Source organism: Bacillus bruguierae (assembly GCF_037104725.1).
In the GTDB taxonomy this organism is placed as follows: Bacteria; Bacillota; Bacilli; order Bacillales; family Bacillaceae_G; genus Bacillus_A; species Bacillus_A bruguierae.
Map to the genome: position 1 here is coordinate 752,851 of NZ_JBAWSX010000001.1, position 11,860 is coordinate 764,710.

Here is an 11,860-nt window from a genome sequence, read left to right on the forward strand (position 1 = left end):
GCTTCATGCAAGTGTTTATTTTTTTAGAATGTAAAAATGACTAGCTACTCATTTTATTGTATTTTTGCATATACACACGTATCACATAAACTACCATCAGGAGCAAGGAAATCATTTTCGAGCGTACCTTCTAGAATAAATTCTAGGCGTTCTGCAACTAATCGTGTATTTGTATTATTCGCATCACAGCGAATTTCAAGACGTTTTGCTCCAAGTTTATCGAAAGCGAATTGAACAGCTCCTTTTAATGCTTCTGTCATATATCCTTGTTTTGTATAAGAGCTATGAAGCCAAAAGTTAATCGAAAACTTTGGGATATCCCAATTTTCTGGGTGAAGAGTGAGTGCACCGATGAAAGTACCCGATGTTTTATCGTATAGATGAAACGGTAATGTTTCACGAAGTAAAAACTTTCCATGTGCTTCTCTAACTGCTGACTCTGCACTTTCTTCAGTTTCATGTGTAATAGCCATCCATGGCTGTAAGTCTTCTAAAGAAGATTGAATTGCTTCGTAAACTTCCGCCCCATCACCTGGGAATGGTTTCCGCACTTGTAAGCGCTCAGTTTGAAATAATGTTGGAAAATCTAATAATAGTTGTTTCAAACGAAATCCCTCCTATTCTCTTCTTTTAAGTTTAGCAAAGTGACGTGGAATTTCAATGCTAATTCGTCATACTTTTTTCTTTCTCTCATACATTCTAGTAAGAGGAAGAACGGAGGGACATAATATGCTAAGGAAATCATCTTGGCAAGATCGTGTAACATATCATGTACAAGAACACGCTTCATTATATGTATTTGTAGCTGTCCTTTTATTAATGGGAGTTATTTTTGGAGCAATTCTTGTGAATAGTTTACAAGTAAGTCAAAAGCAAGATTTGTACTTTTATTTGAGTCGTTTTTTTGGACAAGTTTCCAAAGGACAATTTGCAAATGCGGGTGAGATGTTTCGAGAAAGTTACTTATCGCAACTGAAATACATTGGCTTTATTTGGATTTTAGGCATTTCCATCATTGGTTTACCACTTATTTTTATTTTATTATTTTTAAAAGGAGTCGTTGTTGGATTTACAGTAGGTTTTTTAGTAAGTCAACTTGGATGGAACGGCTTATTATTAGCATTTGTAGCTGTACTTCCCCAAAATTTAATTATCATACCAACGTTTCTTATTATGACGACGATTGCAGCTAGTTTTTCGCTGCGTATGATTCGTCATCAATTTATTCGCAAAGTAAATGAGCCATTGTTACCACTTTTTATGCGCTACACTTGCTTTTTTCTTATTATCGGTGCGGTGTTAGCGGCTTCTTCGGGAATTGAGGCATATTTATCGCCAAATTTTATGAAACAAGTCATGGATACTATTAATAAAAAGTAATTATACTTTGAGAATTACTATCAAGTAATTTTGATTATTTTTCTTTTGACAGTTGCCCTTCTTCTGATATAATGGGGTAAGAGTGGCGAGGGAGGGAGTAGTACCGAATGGAAGAAAGAATTGATCGAATTAAGAAGCAGTTACATGCAGCGAGTTATAAATTAACACCACAACGTGAAGCTACGGTTCGCGTGCTGCTAGAAAATGAAGAAGACCATTTAAGCGCAGAAGATGTTTACCTCCTTGTAAAAGAAAAGTCGCCAGAGATCGGACTTGCAACCGTCTATCGGACTTTGGAATTATTATCCGAGTTAAAGATTGTCGACAAGATTAATTTCGGTGACGGTGTTTCGCGCTATGACTTACGCCAAGAAGGAGCATCACGTTTTCATCATCATTTAATTTGTACGGAGTGCGGTGCAGTAGAAGAAATTCAAGAAGATTTACTTGGCGAAGTAGAAAAAAGAGTAGAACAAGAGTGGCGCTTTAAAGTAAAAGACCATCGTTTAACGTTCCACGGTATTTGTGAAAATTGTCAAGAAAAATTAACAGAAGAAAATTAACCTTTTCCTATTTAATTAGGAAGAGGTTTTTTGTTCATAATTAGGTATAAATGATGAAAAGCTTGGCATATGTTGTAATAACATATATTTTGGAGGAATTTACAATGCGCCGAGCAATGAAATTTATTTTTGATGGTATGAAAGTATTTTTATTGTTTACCAGTTGTACCATTTTGTTTTATTTCGCTATACTATGGATAAATGAAGAATATGAAAGTTACCATCGTTATGAAAAACCGAAAGAAGAAATGGTAGAAAAAGTATCCGGAACAGAAGAACCTGCGAAAGATGCTTTCGTAAACAGAATGATTTTTTTCTATGAAAATGGGGAGTAGAGAAGATTGGAAGATCAATTACAAGACTTTATTCATTATATGGTTGTTGAAAAAGGATTAGCTAAAAATACAGTTGTATCATATGAACGTGATCTAAAAAGTTATATGAAGTATTTACAAAAAGTAGAGGAGATTACATCTTTTCATGATGTGACACGCATGCATATTGTTAATTTTTTACACCATCTAAAAGAGAATGATAAATCTTCGAAAACGATGGCGCGTCACATTGCATCTGTACGATCGTTTCATCAATTTTTATTACGTGAACGTGTTGTAGAACATGACCCATCTGTACATATTGAAACGCCTCAAGCTGAGCGTAAATTACCGAAAGTGTTATCCATTGATGAGGTAGAAGCGTTATTACAAACGCCAAAAGGAACAAGTGCCTTCGGAATTCGTGATAAGGCTATGCTGGAGTTATTATATGCAACAGGATTACGTGTTTCTGAATTAATTGAATTAAACTTAGCTGATGTACATTTAACGATGGGTTTTGTTCGTTGCATTGGAAAGGGAAATAAAGAGAGAATTATCCCTCTTGGCAGCTTAGCGGCTGAAGCGATCCAACATTATATTGAAAAAGGAAGACCGGAACTGTTAGGAAAGAAGACCGCTGAAGCACTCTTTTTAAATCATCATGGAAATCGTTTATCTCGCCAAGGGTTTTGGAAAATTTTAAAGAGACTTGCAAAAGAAGCAAATATTCAAAAAGAACTTACTCCACATACGTTACGTCATTCTTTTGCAACGCATTTATTAGAGAATGGGGCGGATTTAAGGGCGGTACAAGAGATGCTTGGTCATGCTGATATTTCAACAACGCAAATTTATACGCATGTTTCAAAAACTAGATTAAAAGATGTATATAAACAGTTCCATCCAAGGGCATGAAATTTCATGTCCTTTTGCTATTATGGTGAAAAAACTTCACAAAAACTTCACAAACATTTCGTACATTGTTTTCAGCAGAAGGCTAGAATCTGAACGTATATTTCCTCTATACTATATAGGACGAAGGGGGAAGTTATAATGAAGAAACTTTTAATTACATTATTTATCACTATACTAGCATTAGCTGGTTGTAATACGAAATCAGACGAGAAAGCGAAAAAGGATAAGCCGCTTGAAGAAGTAAAAGTACAAGTAAAAACAAATCCTGAAACAATCAAGCCAAATGAAAAAGTGGAAGTTCAAGCAATTGTTACACAAGGGAAAGAAAAAGTAACAGATGCAGATGATGTGAAATTTGAAATTTGGAAAGATGGCGAAGAGAAAAAAGAAATGGTAAATGCGAAGCATAAAGGAAACGGCGTTTATACAATCGATAAAATATTCCCATCTGACGGTGTTTATCATATTATTGCACATACAAATGCACGTGATATGCATGTGATGCCAGAAGTAAAAGTAGCTGTTGGAAATGCAAAAGTAACAGAAGAAAAGAAAGCTCATGATAGTCATGGGGCAGGTCATGGTGATCATAAAAGTGAGACAATGATTCATCTTATGGCAGATGGTGTAAAAGCAAATACAGAATCTACAATGAAAGTACACTTAAAACAAAAAGAAGAAGCATTAACTGGTGCGGAAGTTCAACTTGAAATTTGGAAAGATGGTGCAGATAAGCACGAGTTTGTTCCAGCAAAAGAAGGTAACAAAGGTGAATATGCAAGCGCTCATACATTTAAAGAAGCAGGCACGTATAAAGTGAAGGTTCATGTACGAAAAGGTGATCTTCATGATCATAAAGAAGAAACGGTTGAAGTGAAGTAACGAACAGCTCTTTGAGAGAGCTGTTTTTATTTATTATTGGTATACATACCAATAACAAAAGCCTTTCTTTTAGGCAGTAGAGAGCATCTGGCCATGCATAGAAGCGGTCAGGGCCTTTTCTTGCCACATGCAAGAATTAAAACAAAGAGAGAAAACGAATGCAGATCACGTTTTGTTCTGCATAGCAGCGACTGATATGTTAAAAAGTCAAAATGGATTTATATATTGGTTTTATTAGCACTTCTGTGCAGAATAGATTACAATGAAAATGTGTAGAAAATATGAAATGTGATAAAAATTCCTTAAAAAGAAAGCGTGAACATGTTATGATAGCTGTGGGAGATGTCTGACATCTGACTTAGAAGAAGAAGGAAGTTTTTACAGCAATTTGAACATACTACATTAGTAGCATATATAGGAGGTTACAGTTGTGAGCAAATATAAACGTATTTTCCTTATCGTAATGGACTCCGTAGGAATTGGAGAAGCACCAGATGCTGAGAAATATGGCGATAAAGGATCTGACACACTTGGTCATATTGCAGAGCATATGAATGGATTACAAATGCCAAACATGATGAATTTAGGTCTTGGTAATATCCGTGAAATGAAAGGGATTTCAAAAGTAGAGAAACCGCTTGCGTGTTATACAAAAATGCAAGAAAAATCTACTGGTAAGGATACAATGACAGGACACTGGGAAATCATGGGTCTCTACATTGATACGCCGTTCCAAGTGTTCCCAGAAGGATTCCCAAAAGAATTACTGGATGAGCTAGAAGCGAGAACAGGACGCAAAATCATTGGGAATAAACCAGCTTCTGGAACAGGAATTCTCGATGAGCTTGGACAAGAGCACATGGAGACAGGTGCATTAATTGTGTATACATCTGCTGATAGTGTACTGCAAATTGCTGCTCATGAAGAAGTTGTACCACTTGAAGAATTATATAACATTTGTAAAATTGCACGTGAGTTAACACTCGATGAAAAATATATGGTTGGCCGTGTGATTGCTCGTCCATTCGTTGGGGAGCCAGGAAACTTTACACGTACACCGAACCGTCATGACTACGCTTTAAAACCATTTGGTCGCACAGTTATGAACGAATTAAAAGATGCTAACTATGATGTAATTGCAATTGGCAAAATTTCTGACATTTATGATGGAGAAGGTGTAACAGAGTCTCTTCGTACAAAATCCAACATGGATGGCATGGATAAACTTGTAGATACATTAAACATGGACTTTACTGGTTTAAGCTTTTTAAATCTAGTTGACTTTGATGCGTTATTCGGTCATCGTCGTGATCCTCAAGGATATGGAGAAGCATTGCAGGAATATGATGCACGCCTTCCTGAAGTGTTTGAAAAGTTACAAGAGGACGACTTATTACTTATTACAGCTGACCATGGTAATGACCCAATTCACTACGGTACAGACCATACGCGTGAATATGTACCATTATTAGCGTATAGCCCAAGTATGAAAAATGGTGGACAAGAATTGCCACTTCGTCAAACATTTGCTGATATCGGTGCAACAGTTGCCGAAAACTTCAATGTGACAATGCCAAAATACGGAAAAAGTTTCTTAAACGAGCTAGGTAAATAGGAGGAATATAAAATGAATCGTGAATTAATTTCAAAATCTGCATCATATTTAAAAGGTAAATTTTCAGAAACACCAACAGTAGGACTAATCCTTGGTTCAGGTTTAGGTGTATTAGCTGATGAAATCGAAAATGCAGTAGCTGTACCTTATAATGAAATTCCTGAGTTTCCTGTATCTACAGTTGAAGGTCATGCTGGTCAATTAGTATTCGGTACACTTCAAGGAGTGACAGTTGTAGCAATGCAAGGTCGTTTCCATTACTATGAAGGATACGATATGCAAAAAGTAACATTCCCAGTTCGTGTTATGAAAGAATTAGGAGTAGAAACAGTTGTTGTTACAAACGCAGCTGGTGGTGTAAATACATCATATGAGCCAGGCGATTTAATGTTAATCTCAGATCACATTAACTTCATGGGCTACAATCCGTTAATTGGACCAAATGATTCTGAAATGGGTGTACGTTTCCCTGATATGTCTGAATCTTATAGTAAAGATCTTCGCGCAATGGCGAAACAAGTTGCAGCTGATTTAAATATTAAAGTGCAAGAAGGCGTATACGCTGGGATGACAGGTCCTGTATATGAAACACCAGCAGAAATTCGTATGATTCGTACAGTTGGTGGCGATGCAGTTGGAATGTCAACTGTACCAGAAGTTATTGTAGCGCGTCATGCTGGTATGAAAGTACTTGGTATTTCTTGTATTTCAAATATGGCAGCTGGTATTTTAGATCAGCCGCTTAATCATGAGGAAGTAATTGAAACAACAGAGCGTGTAAAAGCAAACTTCTTAGCACTTGTAAAAGAAATTGTAAAACAAATGAAGGGATGAGTTTACAATGAGAATGGTGGACCTAATTGCAAAAAAGCGTGATGGCAAAGCATTAACGACAGAAGAAATTAATTTTATCATTGAAGGGTACACAAATGGTGATATTCCAGATTACCAAATGAGTTCACTTGCAATGGCAATTTTCTTCCAAGATATGAATGAGCAGGAACGTGCTGATTTAACGATGGCAATGGTAAATAGTGGAGATACAATTGATTTATCAGCGATTGAAGGCGTAAAAGTAGATAAGCATTCAACAGGTGGTGTTGGTGATACAACTACACTTGTATTAGGTCCATTAGTAGCTGCTTTGGGTGTACCAGTTGCGAAAATGTCTGGTCGTGGTCTTGGACATACAGGTGGTACAATTGATAAACTAGAAGCGGTTCCAGGATTCCATGTAGAAATTGAAAACGAGGAATTTATTCGTCTTGTAAATGAAAACAAAATTGCTGTTATTGGGCAAAGCGGGAATTTAACACCTGCTGACAAAAAGTTATATGCACTTCGTGACGTGACGGCAACGGTAAACTCTATCCCGTTAATTGCCAGCTCTATTATGAGTAAAAAAATTGCAGCTGGTGCGGATGCAATCGTTCTTGATGTAAAAACAGGTGCGGGTGCATTTATGAAAACGGATGAGGATGCGAAGCAATTAGCAGAAGCGATGGTTCGTATTGGTAACAATGTTGGACGTAAAACAATGGCTGTTATCTCTGATATGAGTCAGCCGCTTGGTGAGGCAATCGGTAACGCTCTAGAAGTGAAGGAAGCGATTGATACATTGCAAGGAAAAGGACCAAAAGATTTAGAAGAGTTATGTTTAACACTTGGAAGTCAAATGGTCTACTTAGCTGGACAAGCTTCTTCTTTAGAGGATGCACGTGAAAAGCTAATTGAAGTGATGAACAATGGCAAGGCACTAGAAGCGTTTAAAACGTTCTTAGCAGCACAAGGCGGCGATGCTTCTGTTGTTGATGATCCAGCGAAACTTCCGCAGGCACAATATATGATTGAAGTAGAAGCAAAAGAAGATGGCTATGTATCTGAAATTGTAGCAGATGAAATTGGTACAGCAGCGATGCTTCTTGGTGCAGGACGAGCAACAAAAGAATCTGAAATCGATTTAGCAGTTGGTCTAATGCTTCGTAAAAAAGTTGGCGATAGCGTGAAGAAGGGTGAATCACTTGTAACGATTTACGCAAACCGTGAAAATGTAGAAGATGTAAAACAAAAAATTTACGAAAACGTGACAGTGTCTTCGAAGTACGTAGATGCACCGAAGTTAGTACACGGCATCGTAGAAAAATAAAGTGACAATTTGTTCACAAATTGTGACATAAAAAGGCTAAGGAGTTTTCTCCTTAGCTTTTTTTGCATATAATAATAATGGGTGAAATTATGATAAGAATTTGTGCAGTAACAAAGGAAAATGAAGTATTGTATGACGTATCATTAGAAGAAACGAAGCGAGAAGATATCGTATGGTTTTGGTTAGACTTATGTAAACCGACGAAAGAAGAGTATACATACATTTTACAAGATTATTTTAAATTCCATCCCCTTGCGATTGAAGATTGTTTAGAGTACGTACAGAGGCCGAAAGTTGACTTTTATGAAGGGTATAATTTTTTAGTTCTTCATGCTTTTAGTGAAGAGGGACTAGAGCCGCATGAAATTGATTTATTCGTTAGTGATCATTTTGTTGTATCTTTTCACTTTTCGCATAATAAGGCGATTGAACGGGCGTGGAATAAACTGGGGGAAAAACAGCGTATAAAGAGAAGTACCCTTCATGTGACCCATATGATTATTGACCAAATTGTCGATGATTATTTTGCTCCTGTATATTATATTGAAGATCATTTAAATGCAATTGATGATAATTTAACGGGAGATACAGCCGGTGTTGTATTAGAAGAGGTATTTGATATTCGTTCTGATTTATCAAAATTACGACGAACAATTGTACCGATGCGCGATTTATTGTATCGTATTTTGAATTCAACGCGCTTTTATGGTGTCAATGAACATGAAATTTATTTTAAAGATATTCACGATCATCTTTTAAAGCTTGCCGAAATGATTGAAGCAAGCCGAGAGCTGACAGCTGATATTCGCGATAGCTACTTTTCGCTCAACTCTCATCATATGAATAACATTATGAAAACATTAACGGTTTTTTCAACCATTTTTATGCCATTAACATTTATTGTTGGTGTATATGGAATGAACTTTGATAATATGCCAGAGTTAAAGTGGGAGTATGGCTATTATATTTGTTTAGCCATAATGGCCTTTATTGGTGGAGGCATGATGGTCTGGTTTTATAAGAAGGGCTGGTTTAAATAAAGTGAAACTTCCATCAGTGGAGGTTTTATTGCCCACGAATGGCGGAATAATAAAAACGCCGGGAATTCCCGGCGTTTTTATTTAGCCAATGGCATGTAACACAAACATGGCTAAGAAGAGACATGTGATAACATAAAGCGGTTTTGCAACTTGTTTATGTTTACCAAGTGCTACTTTTAAGATTGGATATGCAATGAATCCAAAAGCGATACCATCAGCAATGCTATATGTGAGCGGAATCATAACGATGATTAAAAACGCTGGAAATCCTTCTGAAAAATCGTTCAGAGGAATTTGTTGAATGTTTGTAATCATTAAACCGCCAATAATAATTAAAATTGGAGCGATTGCGCTATCTGGAATCAATTTTACAAACGGCAGTGCAAATAATGAGGCAAAGAATAATCCACCAGTGACGATAGACGTCAGACCTGTCTTGCCGCCCGCTGTAATACCAGCAGCACTTTCCACTGTAGAAACAGTTGGACTCGTGCCGAATAGACCGCACGTCATCGCTGAAATTGCATTTGCTTGATAAGCACGAGGGAATTTACGCTGATCTTCTAATAAACCGTGCAAAAGTCCCATGTTTTCAAAAATGAGTACCATACTCAATGAGAACGTTGCGATTAAAAATGGTAAAGAAGTCAGTTTCCCAAACGACATTGCTCCAAAAACATCACCATAGTTAGCAAAGGAGAATGAACTATTACCAACTTGACTTGTATCAACAACACCAAATAACCAGGAGATACCGGTTCCGATTGCGATTGTCCATAAAAAATTTCCACGTACGTTACGAATAAATAAAACTAATGCAACAATAAGAGTAAGCAGTGTTGCTAGAACAACTGGACTACTTAATTTTCCTAATGCAACAGCAGTATTTGAATTTGCAACGACAAGACCGCCTTTTTGTAAGCCGATAAATGCTAAAAAGAGTCCGATACCGACAGTAATGGCTTCTTTTAATGACGTTGGAATTGCGGCAGAAAGTGTGCGAGCAATTGGTGTAAAGGCGGCAATTGCAAAAATAATACCAGCGATAAATACTGCTGCTAATGCTTCTTGCCAAGTTAAACCAAGTGTATGCACAGCCGTGTACGTAAAGAACGCATTTACTCCCATACCTGGTACAAGAATCGCCGGTGCATTTGCCCAAAATGCCATTAATAGACATCCGACAAATGAGCTGAATACTGTTGCTAAAATTCCTGCTTCAAGAGGAATGCCAGCATCTGATAAAATCGATGCATTCACAATCATAATATAAACAATCGTGAAAAATGATGTTACACCAGCCAGTATTTCTTGTTTTGGTGATGTTTGATGTAAGTTTAATTTAAATGTTTTTTCGAGAATTCCTTTCATGTTAAACCTTCTTTTTCATATCCCTCTCCCACCCGTGATATCCCTATGTAAGGCCCACCGTCTATTATTATAGCAAAACAATAGTTTTTTACAACAATAAAATGAGAACGGTTTCTTTTTTACTAGATATACAATTACATGTAAGTAAAAACAGCACGTACAGTTGAAATGATTTCCATTTCGCCTGATTGAATAGGGGGAGCGCCGCCATGAACAGCAGAATGAGCAACAAATTCCCGCGGCATCTGAGAAGACTCTTCAACGACAGAATTAGGAACTGGATTTATATTTAGATTATATGTACTAGCAATTGTCCTTGCTTTTTCTTGAGCGTTTTGCACAGCGAGTACTAATGCTTGTTTATAGTAAGCATTTGGCCCTGAAACGCGAAATACAAGTCCTCTGGCGACATTTGCTCCGTTTGTTACAGCTGCTTCATATACTTCGCCTGCTTTTTGTACATTGAGCACAATAATTTCATATAAATGATCAACTTGATAACCTCGTAGGGTAGGCTTTTCGTTCACGTGTTCATATTGTGGTGTAATGGTGTAAGAAAGTGTTTTAATATTTTGCTCTGTAATTCCAAGTTGCTTTAAAGAAGCAAGTAAATTAGTAGAAAGAGCAGCATTTTCTGCTTGTGCTTGTTTTACATTTAGATCTTCAGTCCGAACACCAATTGTTAGGACGACAACATCCGGTTTTGCTTTCACGACACCTTCACCTTGTACAGTAATCGTTGCCTCTTTGCCGTTACGTAATTCATATGAATATGGGGGCATGCCCATTTGCATGATTGTTCACCTTCCTTTCTTTATGTATATGAAAGAAGGGAGTCCATTTTTTCCTTAAATTTAGAAATATAAAGTGAAACTTCCATCAGTGGGGGGGCTTCATCCCCCACTGATGGTTAGTTGAACCAATCGGGCTTTTACAGGCTGTTATTCCCCACCTATCTTTCGCGCTTTTCTCTGAATCTTGAGGTGGGGGACTTACTGCCTGTTAATGCGGGATAGCAGAAAATCTAAGTAGAAAGAAAATATATACAATTAAGGTATTCATGCATTATAATATGTGTAAATATTATAAAAAAGGGTCGAGAACAGTGAACGAAAAACGAGAAGCGCTTATTTTAAACTTATCTACTTCCTTTCGGAGAATGCTTCGGTTATTACAAAGCGATATTAATGAACTTTTTTCTGAACATATGCCATGGAATGAGTTTTCTGTACTGCGTGCGTTATATTGGAAAAGCCCGCAAATGGCATCGCAAATTGCAAGTGAAGTGAACGTTACATCCAGTCATATTACAGCAGTTACAGATCGCCTTGCTCGTAAGGGGCTTGTAATGAGAAAGCGATCTAATTCAGACAGGCGCATCGTGTATTTAGAAATTACAGATAGTGGGAGAGAAGTTGCTGAAAAACTTGAAAATGTTCGAAAAGAATACTATAGAGAGAAGTTTCAAGACTGGAGCGACGAGGAAATAGAAATGGCATTAGAGCTCTTTGATAGAGTCCTATGAAAATAGAAAAGCAACGATTGCTTTTCTATTTTTTTATGTGTAAATACATGTGCAAATTGAAAAAATGGCATAAAACCCTCTTTCTTTTTAGGTGGGCGAGAGCATC

At 37.0% G+C, this 11,860-nt stretch carries 13 protein-coding genes; 10 read left to right on the top strand and 3 right to left on the bottom strand.

What is annotated here, in order from left to right; all coding sequences use genetic code 11:
* Positions 1 to 53 precede the first annotated feature (53 nt).
* Positions 54 to 605, bottom strand: coding sequence for a GNAT family N-acetyltransferase (locus tag WAZ07_RS03840; RefSeq protein ID WP_336471365.1), 552 nt, complete (start codon positions 603 to 605; stop codon positions 54 to 56).
* A 124-nt stretch (positions 606 to 729) separates the two neighbouring features.
* Here WAZ07_RS03840 and spoIIM point away from each other — a divergent pair, with 124 nt between their 5' ends.
* The 9 genes from spoIIM (at position 730) to corA (ending at position 8,858) form a co-directional block, all read left to right on the top strand.
* Positions 730 to 1,380 carry a stage II sporulation protein M gene (gene spoIIM / locus WAZ07_RS03845; protein WP_090914071.1) on the top strand — a complete coding sequence of 217 codons (651 nt, stop codon included), beginning with the start codon at positions 730 to 732 and terminating at the stop codon, positions 1,378 to 1,380.
* Between the two features lie 107 nt (positions 1,381 to 1,487).
* The gene (gene fur / locus WAZ07_RS03850; RefSeq protein WP_035429393.1) at positions 1,488 to 1,943 is read left to right on the top strand and encodes a ferric iron uptake transcriptional regulator; all 456 of its coding nucleotides are present in this window, start codon (positions 1,488 to 1,490) and stop codon (positions 1,941 to 1,943) included.
* A gap of 104 nt (positions 1,944 to 2,047) precedes the next feature.
* The gene (locus WAZ07_RS03855; RefSeq protein WP_336471366.1) at positions 2,048 to 2,278 is read left to right on the top strand and encodes a YqzK family protein; all 231 of its coding nucleotides are present in this window, start codon (positions 2,048 to 2,050) and stop codon (positions 2,276 to 2,278) included.
* 6 nt (positions 2,279 to 2,284) lie between these two features.
* Entirely contained in the window at positions 2,285 to 3,175 is an 891-nt protein-coding gene (gene xerD / locus WAZ07_RS03860; RefSeq protein ID WP_336471367.1) for a site-specific tyrosine recombinase XerD, read from the top strand.
* Positions 3,176 to 3,313: 138 nt separating this feature from the next.
* Entirely contained in the window at positions 3,314 to 4,057 is a 744-nt protein-coding gene (locus WAZ07_RS03865) for a FixH family protein (protein ID WP_336471368.1), read from the top strand.
* A gap of 430 nt (positions 4,058 to 4,487) precedes the next feature.
* A complete protein-coding gene (deoB, locus tag WAZ07_RS03870; RefSeq protein ID WP_336471369.1) occupies positions 4,488 to 5,672 on the top strand; it encodes a phosphopentomutase in 1,185 nt (394 codons plus the stop codon).
* Positions 5,673 to 5,684: 12 nt separating this feature from the next.
* Positions 5,685 to 6,506 (top strand): purine-nucleoside phosphorylase, encoded by an 822-nt coding sequence (locus tag WAZ07_RS03875; RefSeq protein WP_336471370.1) that lies wholly within the window; start codon positions 5,685 to 5,687, stop codon positions 6,504 to 6,506.
* Between the two features lie 7 nt (positions 6,507 to 6,513).
* Positions 6,514 to 7,818: a pyrimidine-nucleoside phosphorylase gene (locus tag WAZ07_RS03880; RefSeq protein WP_336471371.1), complete on the top strand. Its 1,305-nt coding sequence runs from the start codon at positions 6,514 to 6,516 to the stop codon at positions 7,816 to 7,818.
* 77 nt (positions 7,819 to 7,895) lie between these two features.
* The gene (gene corA, locus WAZ07_RS03885; protein WP_139207625.1) at positions 7,896 to 8,858 is read left to right on the top strand and encodes a magnesium/cobalt transporter CorA; all 963 of its coding nucleotides are present in this window, start codon (positions 7,896 to 7,898) and stop codon (positions 8,856 to 8,858) included.
* 81 nt (positions 8,859 to 8,939) lie between these two features.
* On the opposite strand, the gene WAZ07_RS03890 is transcribed toward corA, so the two are convergent.
* Positions 8,940 to 10,229, bottom strand: coding sequence for an NCS2 family permease (locus tag WAZ07_RS03890; RefSeq protein WP_090914083.1), 1,290 nt, complete (start codon positions 10,227 to 10,229; stop codon positions 8,940 to 8,942).
* A gap of 134 nt (positions 10,230 to 10,363) precedes the next feature.
* Positions 10,364 to 11,023, bottom strand: a complete 660-nt coding sequence (locus tag WAZ07_RS03895) for an SIMPL domain-containing protein (protein WP_336471372.1) — start codon at positions 11,021 to 11,023, stop codon at positions 10,364 to 10,366.
* 311 nt (positions 11,024 to 11,334) lie between these two features.
* Between WAZ07_RS03895 and WAZ07_RS03900 the strand changes: the two genes are divergently transcribed.
* Positions 11,335 to 11,754 carry a MarR family winged helix-turn-helix transcriptional regulator gene (locus WAZ07_RS03900; protein WP_139207613.1) on the top strand — a complete coding sequence of 140 codons (420 nt, stop codon included), beginning with the start codon at positions 11,335 to 11,337 and terminating at the stop codon, positions 11,752 to 11,754.
* Positions 11,755 to 11,860 lie beyond the last annotated feature (106 nt).

Excerpts from the sequence above, each read along its gene's own strand:
- WAZ07_RS03890 (WP_090914083.1), bottom strand. The coding sequence starts at position 10,229 with ATGAAAGGAATTCTCGAAAAAACATTTAAATTAAACTTACATCAAACA.
- WAZ07_RS03875 (WP_336471370.1), top strand. The coding sequence starts at position 5,685 with ATGAATCGTGAATTAATTTCAAAATCTGCATCATATTTAAAAGGTAAA.
- WAZ07_RS03855 (WP_336471366.1), top strand. The coding sequence starts at position 2,048 with ATGCGCCGAGCAATGAAATTTATTTTTGATGGTATGAAAGTATTTTTA.
- corA (WP_139207625.1), top strand. The coding sequence starts at position 7,896 with ATGGGTGAAATTATGATAAGAATTTGTGCAGTAACAAAGGAAAATGAA.
- WAZ07_RS03865 (WP_336471368.1), top strand. The coding sequence starts at position 3,314 with ATGAAGAAACTTTTAATTACATTATTTATCACTATACTAGCATTAGCT.
- spoIIM (WP_090914071.1), top strand. The coding sequence starts at position 730 with ATGCTAAGGAAATCATCTTGGCAAGATCGTGTAACATATCATGTACAA.
- WAZ07_RS03880 (WP_336471371.1), top strand. The coding sequence starts at position 6,514 with ATGAGAATGGTGGACCTAATTGCAAAAAAGCGTGATGGCAAAGCATTA.
- WAZ07_RS03895 (WP_336471372.1), bottom strand. The coding sequence starts at position 11,023 with ATGCAAATGGGCATGCCCCCATATTCATATGAATTACGTAACGGCAAA.
- fur (WP_035429393.1), top strand. The coding sequence starts at position 1,488 with ATGGAAGAAAGAATTGATCGAATTAAGAAGCAGTTACATGCAGCGAGT.